The 17,434-nt window shown below is 69.4% G+C and carries 15 protein-coding genes and 1 other RNA gene; 10 read left to right on the top strand and 6 right to left on the bottom strand.

Annotated features, from left to right (window positions below; all coding sequences use genetic code 11):
• Positions 1–2: 2 nt before the first annotated feature.
• From ADK57_RS11730 to ADK57_RS11715, 4 genes are all read left to right on the top strand, one after another.
• Positions 3–1,685 carry a serine/threonine-protein kinase gene (locus ADK57_RS11730; protein WP_053749341.1) on the top strand — a complete coding sequence of 561 codons (1,683 nt, stop codon included), beginning with the start codon at positions 3–5 and terminating at the stop codon, positions 1,683–1,685.
• A 114-nt stretch (positions 1,686–1,799) separates the two neighbouring features.
• Positions 1,800–3,041: a serine/threonine-protein kinase gene (locus ADK57_RS11725; RefSeq protein WP_053749340.1), complete on the top strand. Its 1,242-nt coding sequence runs from the start codon at positions 1,800–1,802 to the stop codon at positions 3,039–3,041.
• 207 nt (positions 3,042–3,248) lie between these two features.
• The gene (gene prfB / locus ADK57_RS11720; protein ID WP_053749339.1) at positions 3,249–4,355 is read left to right on the top strand and encodes a peptide chain release factor 2; all 1,107 of its coding nucleotides are present in this window, start codon (positions 3,249–3,251) and stop codon (positions 4,353–4,355) included.
• Between the two features lie 303 nt (positions 4,356–4,658).
• Positions 4,659–5,294: an LPXTG cell wall anchor domain-containing protein gene (locus ADK57_RS11715; RefSeq protein ID WP_053749338.1), complete on the top strand. Its 636-nt coding sequence runs from the start codon at positions 4,659–4,661 to the stop codon at positions 5,292–5,294.
• Positions 5,295–5,391: 97 nt separating this feature from the next.
• On the opposite strand, the gene ADK57_RS11710 is transcribed toward ADK57_RS11715, so the two are convergent.
• A complete protein-coding gene (locus ADK57_RS11710) occupies positions 5,392–5,583 on the bottom strand; it encodes a hypothetical protein (protein ID WP_053749337.1) in 192 nt (63 codons plus the stop codon).
• A gap of 223 nt (positions 5,584–5,806) precedes the next feature.
• On the opposite strand from ADK57_RS11710, the gene ftsE reads away from it, so the two are divergent.
• The 6 genes from ftsE to ADK57_RS11685 all read left to right on the top strand — a co-directional run bounded on the left by ftsE (position 5,807) and on the right by ADK57_RS11685 (position 10,972).
• On the top strand, positions 5,807–6,496 hold the full coding sequence (ftsE, locus tag ADK57_RS11705) for a cell division ATP-binding protein FtsE (protein ID WP_053749336.1): 690 nt from the start codon (positions 5,807–5,809) through the stop codon (positions 6,494–6,496).
• A gap of 29 nt (positions 6,497–6,525) precedes the next feature.
• Positions 6,526–7,446: a permease-like cell division protein FtsX gene (gene ftsX, locus ADK57_RS11700; protein ID WP_030045382.1), complete on the top strand. Its 921-nt coding sequence runs from the start codon at positions 6,526–6,528 to the stop codon at positions 7,444–7,446.
• Positions 7,447–7,513: 67 nt separating this feature from the next.
• Positions 7,514–8,686 carry a S41 family peptidase gene (locus tag ADK57_RS11695; protein WP_078973070.1) on the top strand — a complete coding sequence of 391 codons (1,173 nt, stop codon included), beginning with the start codon at positions 7,514–7,516 and terminating at the stop codon, positions 8,684–8,686.
• Between the two features lie 53 nt (positions 8,687–8,739).
• Positions 8,740–9,282: an SsrA-binding protein SmpB gene (gene smpB / locus ADK57_RS11690; RefSeq protein WP_053749334.1), complete on the top strand. Its 543-nt coding sequence runs from the start codon at positions 8,740–8,742 to the stop codon at positions 9,280–9,282.
• Between the two features lie 112 nt (positions 9,283–9,394).
• Positions 9,395–9,800, top strand: a transfer-messenger RNA (tmRNA) gene (ssrA, locus tag ADK57_RS46530).
• Positions 9,801–9,979: 179 nt separating this feature from the next.
• Positions 9,980–10,972 (top strand): alpha/beta hydrolase family esterase, encoded by a 993-nt coding sequence (locus ADK57_RS11685; RefSeq protein WP_053749333.1) that lies wholly within the window; start codon positions 9,980–9,982, stop codon positions 10,970–10,972.
• 37 nt (positions 10,973–11,009) lie between these two features.
• Here the strand turns inward: ADK57_RS11685 and ADK57_RS11680 are convergent, their stop codons facing one another.
• The 5 genes from ADK57_RS11680 to ADK57_RS11660 are packed head-to-tail and all read right to left on the bottom strand — an operon-like array spanning position 11,010 to position 17,351.
• The gene (locus tag ADK57_RS11680; protein ID WP_053749332.1) at positions 11,010–12,017 is read right to left on the bottom strand and encodes a LacI family DNA-binding transcriptional regulator; all 1,008 of its coding nucleotides are present in this window, start codon (positions 12,015–12,017) and stop codon (positions 11,010–11,012) included.
• Complete coding sequence (yicI, locus tag ADK57_RS11675; protein WP_053749331.1) at positions 12,017–14,266, bottom strand: alpha-xylosidase; 2,250 nt, start codon at positions 14,264–14,266, stop codon at positions 12,017–12,019. The genes ADK57_RS11680 and yicI overlap by 1 nt, the downstream gene beginning before the upstream one ends.
• Before the next feature lie 12 nt (positions 14,267–14,278).
• The gene (locus tag ADK57_RS11670; protein ID WP_053749330.1) at positions 14,279–15,103 is read right to left on the bottom strand and encodes a carbohydrate ABC transporter permease; all 825 of its coding nucleotides are present in this window, start codon (positions 15,101–15,103) and stop codon (positions 14,279–14,281) included.
• The gene (locus tag ADK57_RS11665; RefSeq protein WP_053749329.1) at positions 15,100–16,062 is read right to left on the bottom strand and encodes a carbohydrate ABC transporter permease; all 963 of its coding nucleotides are present in this window, start codon (positions 16,060–16,062) and stop codon (positions 15,100–15,102) included. The genes ADK57_RS11670 and ADK57_RS11665 overlap by 4 nt, the downstream gene beginning before the upstream one ends.
• Complete coding sequence (locus tag ADK57_RS11660; RefSeq protein WP_053749328.1) at positions 16,059–17,351, bottom strand: ABC transporter substrate-binding protein; 1,293 nt, start codon at positions 17,349–17,351, stop codon at positions 16,059–16,061. The genes ADK57_RS11665 and ADK57_RS11660 overlap by 4 nt, the downstream gene beginning before the upstream one ends.
• Positions 17,352–17,434: the final 83 nt, after the last annotated feature.

Here is a 17,434-nt window from a genome sequence, read left to right as displayed (position 1 = left end):
ACGTGCGGCCGGTAGGCAGCAAGTACTTCCTCGAGGAGCCGCTCGGACGCGGCGCCACGGGGACCGTCTGGCGAGCCCGCCAGCGCGAGACCGCGGGCGCCGAGGCGGCCGTGCAGGGCCAGCCCGGCGAGACAGTCGCGATCAAGGTCCTCAAGGAGGAGCTCGCGAGCGACCCCGACATCGTGATGCGGTTCCTGCGGGAGCGCTCCGTCCTGCTCCGCCTGACCCACCCGAACATCGTCCGGGTGCGCGACCTGGTCGTCGAGGGCGATCTGCTGGCCCTGGTCATGGACCTCGTCGAGGGCCCCGACCTGCACCGCTACCTGCGTGAGAACGGCCCCTTCACGCCCGTCGCCGCAGCCCTGCTCACCTCGCAGGTCGCCGACGCGCTCGCCGCCAGCCACGCCGACGGCGTCGTCCACCGCGACCTGAAGCCGGCGAACGTCCTGCTCAAGCAGTACAGCGGCCAGATGCACCCGATGCTGACCGACTTCGGCATCGCGCGCCTCGCCGACTCGCCCGGCCTGACCCGCACCCACGAATTCGTCGGCACGCCCGCGTACGTCGCGCCCGAGTCCGCCGAGGGCCGCCCGCAGACCTCCGCCGTCGACATCTACGGCGCCGGCATCCTCATGTACGAGCTGGTCACCGGCCGTCCCCCGTTCGGCGGAGGGTCGGCCCTCGAAGTTCTCCACCAGCATCTCAGCGCCGAACCGCGCCGCCCGTCCACGGTCCCCGACCCGCTCTGGACGGTCATCGAACGCTGCCTGCGCAAGAACCCCGACGAGCGCCCCAGCGCCGAGAACCTCGCGCGCGGACTGCGCACGGTCGCCGAGGGCATCGGCGTGCACGCGAACTCCGCGCAGATCGCCGCCGCGGAGGCGGTGGGCGCGCTGCTGGCTCCCGACCCGGCCCCGGCGGCCGTCCCGGGCGCGCCCGGCGCCGCCGACCCGACGCAGGTGCTGCCGCACGGCGCGGGCGCGTACGACCCGAACGCCGCGACCAGCGTCATGCCGCACACCGGCGGGCCCGGTGCCCCCGGGGGGCCGACGGGCGCCGCCGACCCCACCGCCGTGATGCCGCCGGTGCCGCAGCACCAGCCGGGCGGGCAGCAGGGGCAGCAGCCGGGACAGCCCGGTCAGCCCGAGGACCCGCACCCCTGGCAGAACCAGCTGCGCGCCGCCCGCGACCGCAACGAACAGACCCAGGTCCAGTACCTCGACCCCAGCCAGGACCCGCTGCGCCGCCGCCCGCAACGGCAGGTCGCCCGGCCGCAGCAGCAGCCCCAGCAGCAGCGGCCCACACAGCGGCCGCAGCCGGGGGGCTACGGCCATCCGCAGCAGCAACAGCCACAGCAGTACGCCCCGCAGCAGCAGCCCCAGCCCCGTCAGCAGCCGCAGCGGTACGCGCCGCCCCCGCAGCCGGAGCCCCAGCGGCCCGCTCGCGAGCCCCGCGAGCGGCGGCAGCGCAGCGCCAACCCGATGAAGATCCCCGGGCTGGGCTGCCTCAAGGGGTGCCTGTTCACGATCGTCATCCTGTTCGTCGCGGGCTGGCTGGTCTGGGAGCTGAGCCCGCTGCAGGAGTGGATCGGCACGGGCAAGAGCTACTGGCAGCAGCTCGGCGACATGTTCGACACGGTTTCCGGGTGGATCGGGGACCTGAGCGGGAGCTCCTCCGGCCAGTAGCAAGCCCGAGCTTGGTGATTTGTCGACACCCAGCGGGTGATTTCCGTCTCCGCGGTGAAGGTTGGCTCTTCCGGCGCGTAGTTTTAGCGACAACACGCGTCCGTAGGAGCAGCCTTGGCACGGAAGATCGGCAGCCGGTACACCGCCCATCAGATCCTGGGGCGGGGCAGCGCCGGCACGGTGTGGCTGGGCGAGGGACCCGAGGGACCTGTCGCCGTCAAGCTGCTGCGCGAGGACCTCGCGTCCGACCAGGAACTCGTCGGACGCTTCGTGCAGGAGCGCACGGCCCTGCTGGGCCTGGAGCATCCGAACGTGGTCTCCGTGCGCGACATGGTCGTCGACGGCAACGACCTCGCGCTGGTCATGGACCTCGTCCGGGGCACCGACCTGCGCACCCGGCTCGACCGGGAGAAGCGGCTCGCGCCCGAGGCGGCCGTCGCCATCGTCGCGGACGTCGCGGACGGACTGGCGGCGGCGCACAAGGCCGGGGTCGTCCACCGCGACGTCAAGCCGGAGAACGTGCTCCTGGACATGCAGGGCCCGCTGGGCCCCGGCGGGTCGCATCCGGCGCTGCTGACGGACTTCGGTGTGGCGAAGCTGATCGATTCGCCGCGCCGAACCAGGGCCACGAAGATCATCGGCACCCCGGACTACCTGGCACCGGAGATCGTGGAGGGCCTGCCGCCGCGGGCCTCGGTGGACATCTACGCACTGGCCACCGTCTTGTACGAGCTCCTTGCGGGCTTCACGCCGTTCGGCGGGGGACACCCGGGTGCGGTCCTGCGCCGCCACGTCACGGAGACGGTCGTCCCCCTCCCCGGCATCCCGGACGAGCTCTGGCAGCTGATCGTGCAGTGCCTGGCCAAGGCTCCGGCCTCCCGGCTGCGGGCCTCCGAGCTGGGCGCTCGGCTGCGGGAGCTGCTGCCGATGCTGGCGGGCATGCCGCCGCTGGACGTGGACGAGCCGGACACCGAGTTCGAGGAGGAGCAGGGCGAGGCCCCGCCCTCGGACGAGCCGGTGTCCACGACGCCGGTACGGCGACGGGGCGCGGTGCCGCTGGTACCGGGCGCGAAGCCGGCCGACTCCAACCGGGACACGCATACGTCGATGAGGGTGCCGGCGCCCGACGAACTGGCCGGGGGCGCGAGGGGCACCGCCCGTGCGCCTCGGGCGGCGGGGGCACCGAGGCCGGGGTCGGCCCGGCACCGGGCCGCGACGCGGCGGCGGCGTCTTGTCCTGGGCGTGGCCACGCTGGTCCTGGTCGCCGCGGCCGGTGTGGGCACATGGGCGGCAACCTCGGGCGACGACCCCGGCACGCCCCAGGACACGAAGAATTCGGCACCGGCGACACCGTGAACGCCAGGGGCTCCGCCCCTTCAACCCCACCAGGGGGCTCCGCCCCCTGGAGCCCCGACCTGTGCCCGCCCACCACCCGACTCGGTCTCCCGACAGGTGTTCCACCTGGGCGAAGCCCAGGGGCCCGGGGCAGAGCCCCCATGGGCCCGGACCAGCACCCGGTGCCGCACGGCCGAGGTCGGTTGCCACAGCCGTTAGGCTGGAGGCGTGGCAGTCGTCGATGTATCCGAAGAGCTCAAGTCCCTCTCCTCGACCATGGAGTCGATCGAGGCCGTTCTGGACCTCGACAAGCTGAGGGCAGACATCGCCGTGCTCGAGGAGCAGGCGGCCGCGCCGTCCCTGTGGGACAACCCGGACGAGGCGCAGAAGGTCACCAGCAAGCTCTCCCACCTCCAGGCCGAGGTCAGGAAGGCGGAGACGCTGCGCGGGCGGATCGACGATCTTTCCGTGCTCTTCGAGATGGCCGAGGAGGAGGACGACCCGGACACCAAGGCCGAGGCCGAGTCCGAGCTCGTCGCCGTCAAGAAGGCACTGGACGAGATGGAGGTCCGCACGCTGCTCAGCGGTGAGTACGACGCGCGTGAGGCGCTCGTGAACATCCGCGCGGAGGCCGGTGGCGTCGACGCCGCCGACTTCGCCGAGAAGCTTCAGCGCATGTACCTGCGCTGGGCGGAGCAGCACGGCTACAAGACCGAGGTCTACGAGACGTCGTACGCCGAAGAGGCCGGCATCAAGTCGACCACCTTCGCCGTGCAGATCCCGTACGCCTACGGCACCCTCTCCGTCGAGCAGGGCACCCACCGGCTCGTGCGCATCTCGCCCTTCGACAACCAGGGGCGGCGCCAGACCTCCTTCGCGGGCGTCGAGATCCTTCCCGTGGTCGAGCAGACCGACCACATCGAGATCGACGAGTCCGAGCTGCGGGTGGACGTGTACCGGTCGTCAGGGCCGGGCGGCCAGGGCGTGAACACCACCGACTCCGCGGTGCGGCTCACCCACCTCCCCACCGGCATCGTCGTCTCCTGTCAGAACGAGCGGTCGCAGATCCAGAACAAGGCGACCGCGATGAACGTGCTCCAGGCCAAGCTCCTCGAGCGGCGCCGCCAGGAGGAGCAGGCCAAGATGAACGCCCTCAAGGGCGACGGCGGCAACTCCTGGGGCAACCAGATGCGTTCGTACGTGCTGCACCCGTACCAGATGGTCAAGGACCTGCGCACCGAGTTCGAGGTCGGCAACCCCGAGGCCGTGTTCAACGGCGAGATCGACGGGTTCCTGGAGGCCGGAATTCGCTGGCGCAAGCAGCAGGAGAAGTAAGTTTGTCGACAAGGCAACTGCCGCCCTCCCGGCGGCAGTTGCCTTTTGTGTGCCCGGATGCGTGCCTGATGTCTGGGTTTTACATCACACTCACACACTTCAATGTCCGGCAAAGATCTCTTAGTTGGACATTGCGCGCGCAATGGCCTTGACGTTGCTTTGAAAAATGGGAAGGGTAAAGCGCGGCATGCGTATCTCTGGGGCGCATGTGAACCGGGGGGCCTATGCGCAGCTACCTCCTCCGTCGATCACGGCCCCCGAGCGCCGCCTCACTGACGATGAGCTACTGGGGGTAGCAACCAGATGACCAAGAAGACGCGGATCCGGATCGCGCGGATTGCCGCCGGTGCCGTGATCGCGGCCGGCGCCTCGCTGACCGCAGCCGGTGCCGCATCCGCCGCCGAGACGGACGACTGCATCCTGGGCGTTCTGTGCGCCCCTGAGTCGCCGACTCCGACGCCGCCGGTCCCGACCGACATTCCGACCGACGTTCCGACGGACCTGCCGACGGACGTCCCCACCGACGTGCCGACGACCGAGCCCACCGACGAGCCGACCGAGCCCACCGACGAGCCCACCGAGCCCACCGAGGACCCGACCGACCCGGGCAACGGGAACGGCAACGGCAACGGCAACGGGAACGGGAACGGGAACGGCAACGGGAACGGCAACGGCAACGGGAACGGCGGGGGCAACAACGCCGACCCCAACGGCGGTTCCGGCACCTCCGCCCAGGAGGAGGGCTCCTCGGCCCTCACCGACACCGGCACGGACACCTCGTCCGACACGTCGGCCCAGGGCAGCGGTGAGGAGCTCGCCGAGACCGGTGCCGCGCAGACCACCTTCCTGGTGATCGGTGCCGCCACGATGATCGCCGGCGGTATCGGCTTCCGCATCCTGCCGCGCCTCATGGGCGGCCGGGGTGGCGCGGCCGCCTGACGGTAGCCGTCTGCTTACGAACCGTACGCGCGCCGTACGGTGAAGGGCCCGGAGCGGGTAGCCGCTCCGGGCCCTTCGTGTGTCTTCGGGCCGCGTCCTACGCGGTCTGGTGCGCCAGCAGCGCGACCGCCGCGATCAGTACCGCCAGCAATGTGATCAGTGCCATGGGGTTCAGGCCCGCGAACAGGTTCTCCTGCTGCAGCCGCTCGCGGTTCGCGCGGCACACATGGCACCGGCCCTCGCTCACGGGCGCCGCGCAGTTCGCGCACACCAGCCGGTCGTACGTCATGCGCTCGCCCTCCTTGCACCGGTTCCATGTATACAACGCCTGCGGGAACGCGAACGTTCCCCCTCCACTGTGCCAGGTTCCCCGGAATTCAGCGCGGGGTCCCGTGAGGCCGGGGCGGGCACAAAACGCACATCTGTCACGCAACCCCAACCGGTGCCTGCGCTTGCGTACCCGGTTCGCGTATGGTCACGCTCATCTACCCCCGGCGACCCGTGGTGCATCCGTGATCCGATTCGACAACGTATCCAAGGTCTACCCCAAGCAGACCCGCCCCGCACTCAGGGATGTCTCCCTGGAAGTGGAGAAGGGCGAGTTCGTGTTCCTCGTGGGGTCCTCCGGCTCCGGAAAGTCCACCTTCCTGCGGCTGGTCCTCCGCGAGGAGCGGACCAGCCACGGTCAGGTGCACGTTCTGGGCAAGGACCTCGCGCGCCTCTCCAACTGGAAGGTGCCGCAGATGCGGCGCCAGTTGGGGACGGTGTTCCAGGACTTCCGCCTCCTGCCCAACAAGACGGTCGCCGAGAACGTGGCCTTCGCGCAGGAGGTCATCGGCAAGTCGAAGGGCGAGATCCGCAAGTCCGTGCCGCAGGTGCTCGACCTCGTCGGGCTCGGCGGCAAGGAGGACCGGATGCCCGGCGAGCTCTCCGGTGGTGAACAGCAGCGGGTGGCCATCGCGAGAGCCTTCGTGAACCGTCCCAAGCTGCTCATCGCCGACGAGCCCACCGGCAACCTCGACCCGCAGACCTCCGTCGGCATCATGAAGCTGCTCGACCGGATCAACCGGACGGGCACGACCGTGCTGATGGCGACGCACGACCAGAACATCGTGGACCAGATGCGCAAGCGCGTCATCGAGCTGGAGAGTGGCCGCCTCGTCCGCGACCAGGCACGCGGCGTCTACGGCTACCAGCACTGACGGTTCACGGAAAGGCTTAACCAGACGCCATGCGCGCCCAGTTCGTACTGTCCGAGATCGGTGTCGGTCTCCGCCGCAACCTGACGATGACCTTCGCGGTCGTCGTCTCCGTCGCCCTGTCACTCGCCCTGTTCGGCGGGTCGCTCCTGATGAGCGACCAGGTCAGCACCATGAAGGGCTACTGGTACGACAAGGTCAACGTCTCGGTCTTCCTCTGCAACAAGAGCGACGCCGAGTCCGACCCGAACTGCGCCAAGGGCGCGGTCACCGAGGACCAGAAGAAGGACATCCTCGCCGACCTGGACAAGATGACGTCCGTCGTGCAGAAGGTGACCTACGAGTCGCAGGACGCGGCGTACAAGCACTACAAGGAGCAGTTCGGCGACTCCCCGCTGGCCAGCTCCCTCACGCCGGACCAGATGCAGGAGTCGTACCGCATCAAGCTGAAGGACCCGGAGAAGTACCAGGTCATCGCGACCGCCTTCGACGGGCGTGACGGCGTGCAGTCGGTGCAGGACCAGAAGGGGATCCTCGACAACCTCTTCGGCCTGCTGAACGGCATGAACTGGGCCGCGCGCGCGGTGATGGCGCTGATGCTGGTCGTCGCGCTGATGCTGATCGTCAACACCGTGCGCGTCTCGGCGTTCAGCCGGCGGCGCGAGACCGGGATCATGCGCCTGGTCGGCGCCTCGGGCTTCTACATCCAGGCGCCGTTCATCATGGAGGCCGCGGTCGCCGGGCTCATCGGCGGCACAGTCGCGTGCGGGTTCCTGGTGATCGCCAGATACTTCCTCATCGACCACGGCCTCGCCCTGTCCGAGAAGCTGAACCTGATCAACTTCATCGGCTGGGACGCCGTACTGACGAAGCTGCCGCTCATCCTGGCGACGAGTCTGCTGATGCCCGCGCTGGCCGCGTTCTTCGCGCTGCGCAAGTACCTGAAGGTGTGACGCATGCCAAGAGGGCCGTACGGTCAACCGACCGTGCGGCCCTTCGCGTTGTCCTAGACTCACCCGCATGTCAGGCCGAGACCTGTTCTGTCAGCCCCGTCGCATCCGCCGCGGGGCCGCCCTGACATTGCTCTTCACGAGCGTCCTCGTCGCCGGCGCCGCGACCGGCTCCTTCCCCGAAGCCGGCGGCCGCGACCGGAAGACCTCCTCCGATACCACCATCGCGGCCGCCTCCGCCGGCCGCCACGAGCAGGTCGCGAAGGCCGCCGAGGAGGCCATGGCCGACGGCGAGTCCCCCGTGGAGGCCGCCGAACGCGCGGTCAGCCGCAGCGGGGACCGCTGGGGCGCCGTCTACTCCCCGGGCGAGTACGAGGAGTTCGAGGACGCCCTCGACGGCCGGTACACCGGCGTCGGCCTGTGGGCGCGGCGCGAGCGGGACGGCCGTATCGAGGTGACCAAGGTGCAGTCCGGGTCGCCCGCGGACGCCGCCGGGATCCACAAGGGCGACCGGCTGCGCAGCGTCGACGGCGCGAAGGTCGACGGGCGGCCCGTGACCGAGGTCGTCTCCTTACTGCGCGGCGACGCCACGGACGCGGCCGCCGGTACGGCCGTCCGCCTAGGTCTGGAGCGCGGCAGACGCGCGTGGAGCGAGACACTGCACCGGGCCCGCCTCTCCACCGACGATGTGACCGTACGCACACTGGCCGACGGCATCACCGTCATCAGGATCGCCGCCTTCACCAAGGGTGTCGGCGAGCGCGTCCGCACCGCCGTACGGCAGGCCCCGGCCGCCGCCGGCATCATCCTCGACCTGCGCGGAAACTCCGGCGGCCTGGTCACCGAGGCCGTCACCACCGCCTCCGCCTTCCTCGACGGCGGCCTCGTCGCCACCTACGACGTCGACGGTGAGCAGCGCGCGCTGCACGCCGAGGCCGGCGGCGACACCACCAGGCCCCTGGTCGCCCTCGTGGACGGCGGCACGATGAGCGCGGCCGAGCTGCTCAGCGGCGCCCTGCAGGACCGCGGCCGCGCGGTCGTCGTGGGCTCCCGCACCTTCGGCAAGGGCTCGGTCCAGATGCCGAGCCGGCTGCCCGACGGGTCCGTCGCCGAGCTGACCGTCGGCCACTACCGCACCCCGTCCGGCCGCGGTGTCGACGGCCACGGCATCACGCCGGACCTGGAGGCGGACCGGCAGATGCTGGAGCGGGCGGAGACCGTGCTCAGCGGCCTGGGGCAGTAGCCGTTAATCGGTTTCCCGCAGACCCCCTCCATAGTGCGAAAATGGGCGGCACTATGAGCAAGGGAATGTACGTACCGAAGGAGTCCCAGCCCAAGCAGGGCTCGGGAGCCGCGAAGGCCAAGGACGGCAAGCGCAAGATCGTCGCCCAGAACAAGAAGGCGCGGCACGACTACGCGATCATCGACACCTACGAGGCCGGGCTGGTGCTCACCGGCACCGAGGTGAAGTCGCTGCGCCAGGGGAGGGCCTCCCTGACCGACGGCTTCGTCCAGATCGACGGGAACGAGGCGTGGCTGCACAACGCCCACATCCCCGAGTACAGCCAGGGCACCTGGACCAACCACACCGTGCGCCGCAAGCGCAAGCTCCTCCTGCACCGCGAGGAGATCGACAAGCTGGAGTCCAAGGTCCAGGAGACGGGGCACACGATCGTGCCCCTCGCGCTGTACTTCAAGGACGGCCGGGCCAAGGCGGAGATCGCCCTGGCACGAGGCAAGAAGGAGTACGACAAGCGCCAGACCCTGCGGGAGAAGCAGGACCGGCGGGAGTCGGACCGCGCGATCGCGGCGGCGAAGCGCAAGCAGCGGGCCCAGTAGGAGCGGGGCCGGTAGGGCGAGACCGCCGGGAATACGGTGGCATCGTCCTGCGTTGGTCACGTACGATGGCAACTGCACCTCACAGCGGGTGCGCGGTTTGAAAAATCAACATGGGGATGATCGGTTTCGACAGCGGCTGTCGAAGCAGGGGAAGCGTGTCGAGGAAGCGGCCATGATCTCGTAAACCACAGGCCGAAAAAAATAATCGCCACTATCAAGAGCGATTCTCCCAAGGCGACGCAGTTCGCCCTCGCTGCCTGATCTCAGGTAACTAGGCAACTGCCCCTTACTTAAGGGAGTGTCAGCCCGGGGCTGTTCCCGACCCGGATCCTGGCATCAGCTAGGGGACTAAACCTTGATCCCGGTCACGGGGTGAAGAGGGAAATCAAACAGTGACTGGGCCCGTCGGCGACTTGTTCGCGTGATCGCCGGGGCCGAGAAAATCACAGCGAACTGCACACGGAGAAGCCCTGATTCTGCACCGTTGGACGCGGGTTCGATTCCCGCCATCTCCACTCGCCCGCACTCGTGCGGGTACCCCATGTGGGCACAGGCCCCGTCGCTTTCGAGCGGCGGGGCCTGTGCCATGCCCAAAAGAGGCCCACACCCACCCGAGTGCGGGACCCATGCTTGCCCCGCCCGTTGTGGTGTGACGGCCCATGTCGAGGGGGCGTTCACGCTTCTACGGTCCGTCTCCATGACACATACCAGGACGCACACCAGAGCCGCAGGCCGCCCTCTCCTCCTCGCGACCCTCCTGGCCGCCCTCCTCGCCGCCTTCCTCACCCCGGGCCGGGCCGAGGCCGCCGCCCTCCAGGAAGTCACCGGGTTCGGCACCAACCCCGGTGCGCTCCGCATGTTCCGCTACGTCCCCGACGGACTGCCGGCCGGCCGACCCGTCGTCGTCGCGCTGCACGGGTGCACGCAGAACGCCTCCGGCTACGGCACCGGCAGCGGATGGCTCCAGCTCGCCGACCGCTGGGGCTTCTCCGTCGTGCTGCCGCAGCAGCAGGCCGCCAACAACGCGTCGAGCTGTTTCGACTGGTTCCACAGCGGGGACATCGAGCGCGGTCAGGGCGAGGCCGCGTCCGTCGCGCAGATGGTCGACCGGCACCTCGCCGATGTCTCCGGCGACCACGCACGCGTCTACGTCACGGGACTGTCCGCCGGCGGCGGCATGAGCGCCGTGATGATGGCGGCGTACCCGGAGAAGTTCACCGGCGGCGGCATCGTCGCCGGACTGCCGTACGGATGCGCGCAGGCCGCCGGGTCGCCGTACGTCTGCATGTACGTCGGCGCCACCCAGACCCCGCAGCAGTGGGGCGACCGGGTACGGGCCGCCCGGCCCGGGTACGGCGGCCCCTGGCCCACGCTCACCGTCTTCCAGGGCACGGCCGACTACACCGTGAAGCCCGTCAACATGACCGACCTGACGAAGCAGTGGACCGACGTCCACGGGGCCGACCAGGCCGCTGACGTCAACGACAGCGTGGCCGGGTATCCCCACCAGGTCTTCGCGGACGCGGGCGGGCACGCCGTCGTGGAGACGTACAGCGTCACCGGGATGGGACACGGACAGCCCGTCGATCCCGGCAGCGGGAGCGAGCAGTGCGGGACGGCGGGGGCGTACCTCCTCGACGTGAACCTGTGCGCCGCGTACCGGCTCGGACGGGCCTGGGGGCTCGGCTGAACCGGTGAGGGAGACCCGTCGCGGGCGGCGCCGCGCGTCAGGCGTTGCGCGGCGCCGTACTCGCCCGTGCCGTCAGCCGTGGCGGCAGCAGTGTCGCCTCCGGTACGGCCGTGCCGTCCAGCTTCTTCATCAGCAGTTCCACCGCCCGGGTGCCCACCTCCGCGGACGGCAGGGCGACGGACGTGACCGGGACGCGGACGGACTCGGCGAGTTCCTCGGGGCAGATGGCGGTGACGGAGAGGTCGCCGGGGACGCGTAGGCCGAGTTGCTCGAAGGCGTCGATCAGGGGCTCGAGCAAGGGCTCGTTGTGGACGACCACTCCCGTCAACGCGGGCTGTTCGCGCAGGAGTTGCTCGGCGACCGTGCGGGCGGCCCCGGGTAACGCCTCGCAGGGGTGGACGGCGGAGGCGAGCCCGTGCCGGTCGGCGGCGGCCGTGAAGCCCTGGACCACGCGCTGGGCGAACGCGGTCTGGCGCACGTACACCTCGGGCGGCGACCCGACCAGGGCCACCGCCCGGTGTCCCAGCCCCGCCAGATGCTCCACGCACGCTTCCCCGGCCGCCTTGAAGTCGAGGTCGATGCAGGTCAGACCCTCGGAGGAAGCCGGGAAACCGATCATCACCGACGGACGCTCCAGCACCCTCAACAGCGGCAGCCGGGGGTCGTGCAGCTGTACGTCCATCAGGATCAGCGCGTCCACGAGTGCCGTGTCGGCCACCCGGTGCAGGCCTTCTTCGCCCTCCTCCTGGGTGAGGAGGAGCACGTCGTGGTCGTAGCGGCGGGCCGTGGTCACGACAGACACCGCGAACTGCATCACCACCGGTACGTGGATGCCGGCCCGCAGCGGCACCACCAGCGCCAGCACGTTCGACTTGCTGCTGGCCAGCGCCCGGGCGCCCGCGTGCGGACGGTAGCCCAGCTGACGGATGGCCTCCTCCACCCGGCGCCGGGTCTCCTCGGAGATGGGGCGCTTGCCGCTGAGGGCGTACGAGACGGTGCTGGGGGAGACCCCGGCGCGCCGCGCCACGTCAGTGATCTTCACCATCAGAGCCACTCCACCGTCAGGAATCCGGTCCCGGCCTGCGCCCGCACCTCACGCTCACCGACGGCCAGCCCCCAGGGCGCCACCGGGTCACTGCACGACGCCCGCAGCAGATCCCCTTCGCGTACGACGGTGAAGGTCACGTCCCCGATCCGCACCGCCACCTGCTGCCCCCGCTCCAGGCCGTACGCCCGCAGGGTGACCCCGTCGGCGTGGTCGTAGTCGGGCCGGTCGTCCACAGCGCCCACCGGGACGACCGATCCCGGCCGCACAAGAAGCGGCACGCTCGAGAACCCATGGTTCTCCCGCACCCAGCGCGGTCCCGTCACCGTCTCCCCGGTCACGAAGTGCGTCCAGGTGCCCTCGGGCACGTAGTACTTCACGTCCCCCTCGTCGCTGAACACCGGCGCGACCAGCAGGTGCGGCCCGAGCATGTACTGGCGTTCCAGATGCGCGCACCCGGGATCGTCGGGGAACTCCAGGACCATCGCCCGCATCACCGGCACGCCCTCGGTGTGGGCGGTGCGCGCGGCCTCGTACAGATACGGCATGAGCCGCAGCTTCAGCCGTGTGAAGTGCCGCAGTACGTCGACCGACTCCTCGTCGAACAGCCACGGGACCCGGTAGGAGGAGCTGCCGTGCAGGCGGCTGTGGGAGGACAGCAGCCCGAAGGCCAGCCACCGTTTGAAAAGGGAGGGCGTCGGCGTGCCCTCGAAGCCGCCGATGTCGTGGCTCCAGAAGCCGAAGCCGGAAAGGCCCAGGGAGAGGCCTCCGCGCAGGGACTCGGCCATCGACTCGTACGTCGCCTCGCAGTCGCCGCCCCAGTGGACGGGGAACTTCTGGCTCCCGGCCGTCGCCGAGCGGGCGAAGACGACCGCCTCCTCCTCGCCCCGGTGCTTGCGCAGGACGTCGAAGACCGTGCGGTTGTAGAGGTACGTGTAGTAGTTGTGCATCCGCTCCGGATCGGAGCCGTCGGACCAGGCCACATCGAGGGGAACCCGCTCGCCGAAATCCGTCTTGAAACAGTCGACACCCTGTGCGAGCAGCCCCTCCAGCTTGGACGCGTACCACTCGCGGGCCGCCGGGCTGGTGAAGTCCACGAACGCCATGCCCGGCTGCCAGTGGTCCCACTGCCAGACGCTTCCGTCGGGCCGCTTGAGGAGATGCCCGAGCTCCTTGCCCTCCGCGAACAGCGGGGAGCGCTGCGCGATGTACGGGTTGATCCACACGGAGACCCTGAGGCCCCGGTCCTTGAACCGCGCCAGCATGCCCTCCGGGTCCGGGAAGACCCGCGGATCCCACCGGAAGTCGCACCAGTTGTGCTCGCGCATCCAGAAGCAGTCGAAGTGGAAGACGGAGAGCGGGAGTTCGCGCTCCCGCATGCCCTCGATGAAGGAGGTCACGGTCTCCTCGTCGTACGACGTCGTGAAGGACGTCGACAGCCACAGACCGAACGACCAGGCGGGCGGGAGGGCCGGGCGGCCGGTGAGGGCCGTGTACTTGCGGAGGATGTCCTTCGGCGTCGGGCCGTGGATGACGTAGTACGTCAGCGCCTGTGTCTCGGCGCTGAACTGGACCCTCGACACCGCCTCCGAGCCGACCTCGAAGGAGACCTTGCCGGGGTGGTCGACGAAGACGCCGTAGCCGGCGTCGGTCAGGTACAGCGGCACGTTCTTGTAGGCCTGTTCGGTGGTCGTGCCGCCGTCGGCGTTCCAGATGTCGACGACCTGGCCGTTCTTCACCAGCGGTCCGAACCGCTCGCCGAGGCCGTAGACGGACGTACCGACACCGAGGCCCAGCTGTTCGCGCAGGTAGTGGGTGCCGGACGGGTCCCGCATGATGCCCATGCTCTTGTGGCCGCTGCTGGTGAGCACCCGGCCGTGGGCGAGGAAGTCGACGTGCCACGGGCCGGAGCGGGCGAACCGGACGGAGAGGGAGCCGGAGGTCAGGGTCGCGTGCTCGTCGTCGTACGAGGTCTGCGGGGTGCACTCCTGCCTCGCCAGCCCGAATTCGGGCGCGCCCGGCCGCTCGCCCCGGAAGTGGGTGAACGTGACGCCGATGACGTCGGGCATGGGGGAGTGCGCGCTGATCGTCATGACCGGTCCCGTCATCAGGTCGCCGCGGCTGCGGATGGGGCGGGAGGGCGCGTGGATCTCCAGGGCGCCGTCCGCCGCCGTGACGTCGAGGACCTCGGCGGGGTGGTCCGCGGTGACGCCCTCGCGCAGCAGCCAGTAGCCGTCGGTGAACTTCATGTGGGGGGTTCCTTACTTCACGGCACCGACGGCGATGCCGCGGGTGAGGGTTCGCTGGAAGACGAGGAAGAAGACGATCGCGGGGAGCACACCGAGCAGGGCGGCCGCGTTGGTCATCGTGGCGTCCATCAGGCGCTGGCCCTGGAGGACGCCGAGGGCCACCGACACGGTCTGGTTGTCGTTGGAGATCAGCATGACCAGGGGGAGCAGGAACTCGTTCCAGGTCCAGATGAAGAAGAAGACCAGGAGCACGCCGATGGTGGGGCGGCTGACGGGGACCACGATCCGCCACAGGACCTGCCACTTGTTCGCCCCGTCGATCCGGGCGGCCTCGATGATCTCGCGGGGGAACCGGCCCAGCACCGAGGACAGGAGATACGTGCCGAACGCCGCCTGGATCACCGTGAACACGATGATCACGCTCAGCCTGGTGTCGTAGAGGCCGGCCTCCTTGCTCAGGTAGTAGATCGGGTAGACCAGCGCCTCCTGCGGCAGCATGTTCGCGAGGACGAAGAAGGCGAGGACCCAGGTGCGGCCCTTGATGCGGCCGATGCCGATCGCGTACGCGTTGAGGACCGAGAGGACCACGGCCAGTACCGCCACCGACCCGCTGATCAGTACCGAGTTGACCAGCTTCCGGCCGAAGTCGACGCGTTCCCAGAAGTCCTCGATGCCGTCGAGGTAGAGACCTTCGGGCAGGCCGAGGGGGCCGTTCTGGGCGTACTCCGTGGGGGACTTGACCGCGTTGACCGCGACGATCGCAAACGGGACGATCATGAAGAGGGCGGCTATGCACAGGGCCACGAGGACCGGGTAGCGGCGGAGCGCGGTCGTCATGCGCGGGTCCCTTCGGCGTCCTCGGCGCGGGTCTGGAACTTCAGGCCGATCAGCGACAGCAGCAGGATGATCGCGGTCAGCACGGTGGAGATCGCGGCGCCGTAGCCGACCTGCGTCTTCTCGAAGAACGTCGTGAAGGAGAAGTAGGAGGGCACGTTCGTCGCCCCGCCCGGGCCGCCCTTCGTGAGGACGTACACCGCGCCGAAGACCTTGAGCGCGGCGATCGAGCACCAGGTGAGGACGACGTAGATCTCCGGGCGGATCTGCGGCAGCGTGATGTGCCGGAAGCGGCGCCACCAGCCTGCGCCGTCCAGCTCGGCCGCCTCGTACAGCTGGGGGTCGACGCGCTGCAGGCCCGCCATGAAGACGACCAGCGGGAAGCCGATCTGGACCCACACCATCACGCCCATGACGCTGTAGAGCGCGATGTCGGGATCGCCGAGCCAGTCCTGCTGCCATCCGCCGAGCCCGATCGCTTCGAGCAGTTCGTTGAGGGCGCCGTTGTCCGGCGCGAGGATCCAGCTCCAGACGATGCCGGCGACCGCGATCGGCAGGACCTGGGGGAGGTAGAAGCAGGCGCGGAGGACCGCCGCGATCCGGCTGCCGAAGTGCTTGCCGACGTAGTCGAACAGCGCGGCGGCCAGGACCAGCCCGATCGCCGTCGGTACGGCGGCCATGGCGACGACCATGAACAGGCTGTGCCGGAAGGACGCCCAGAACTCGCTGTCGTCCATCAGCTCGCGGTAGTTGGCGAGCCCGGACCACTCCGGGGAGCCCACGCCCTGCCACTCGGTGAAGCTCACGCCCGTGTTCATCAGGAACGGGACGACGACGACGGCCAGGAAGGCGAGGGCACCCGGGAGCAGGAACAGGGCGTAGGAGTCGCGGGGGCGGCGCGAGGGCCTCGGCGCGTCGCCCTTGGCCGCGGCCCGCGCACCCCGTTCGACGGTCACCGTCATTGCTTCGGGGCGTCCTTGTCGTACGCCTTCTGCAACGCGTCCAGGTAGCCGTCCGGCTTCTCGCTGCCCGTGATCAGCTTCTGCGTCTCGGAGACGAGGACGTCGTAGAAGCCGGGCACCGGCCAGTCCGGGTAGAAGGCCAGGCCGTCGTTCTGCGACAGCGTGTTGAAGTTGTCGATCAGTGTCTTGGCCTGCGGGTCGGTGATGGCGGACGCGTCGGCCGCGACCGGGACGCCACCCGAGTTGCCCAGCAGGTTCTGGATCTTCTTCGACATGGTGATGTCGATGAAGTCGTAGGCGAGATCCTTGTTTCCGGAACCCTTGGGGACGACCCAGAGGTTGCCGCCGGAACCGAGGCTGAGCTGCGAGTCCGGCCACGGGAAGGTGCCCCAGTCGAATGTGGAGTCCGTCTTGAAGCGGCCGTACCACCAGCTGCCGGAGAACAGGATCGGCGCCTTGCCCTGGGTGAAGGAGACCCCGGCGGCCTCCTCGTTCATGCCGCTGGAGCTCTTGCTGAAGTAGCCCTTCTTCACCCAGTCGGCGAAGGTCTCGGCGCCGTAGGTCCAGGCCGCGTCATGGAAGTCGGTCCTGCCCTTGTACAGCTGGTACGCGTCGACCCAGGAGCGGTCGGCCTTGGAGAGGGCGAGCTGGTAGAGGTACTGCTGGGCCGGGTACGCGGCGCCGCCGTTGGCGAGCGGGGTGACGCCCTTGCCGACGAACGTGTCCATCGCGGCGGTCAGTTCGTCGAACGTCTTCGGCTCGGCGATCCCGTACTTCTTGAACAGGTCCTTGTTGTAGTAGACCAGCGTGTACTCGGCGTAGTTGGGCACGCCGTACCACTTGCCGGAGCCCATCACACCGTCGGTGTCGTAGAGGCTGGTGGTGCGGACGCTCGCGCTGAGCTTCTTGTCCCAGCCGCGCTTGGCCGCCTCGGCGGTGAGATCGGTGAGGAGCCCCTGCTTGGAGAGCAGGCCCGCCGTCGCATTGCCCTTGTTGTACTCCATGATGTCGGGCGCGTCGGAGGAGTTCAGGACCATGGGTGCGGTCTTCTGGATCTGGTCGAAGCTCTTCTCCTCGAACTTCACCTTCACACCCGGGTGGTCGGCCTCGAACTCCTTGATGGCCTCCTTCCAGGCGATGCCCATCGCGCTGGTCGGGCCTTCGTAGTGCCAGAGTCTGAGGGTCTTGCCGTCGGAGGAGCCGCTGTCCGAGTCACCGCAGGAGGCCACAAGCAGTGATCCGGTGAGGACCACCGCCGTCGCCACCACACGCCTTCGTGCCGTCAACATCCAGTGTCTCCAGGAGAGTCGGAGTCGGATGGGTCCCGGCGTCACGCGGGGTTCGTCGAATCGATTCGATGCGTGACGTCGAA

Source organism: Streptomyces sp. MMG1533 (genome assembly GCF_001279775.1).
Lineage (GTDB): Bacteria > Actinomycetota > Actinomycetes > Streptomycetales > Streptomycetaceae > Streptomyces.
This window is presented reverse-complemented; position numbering and strand designations above follow the sequence as displayed.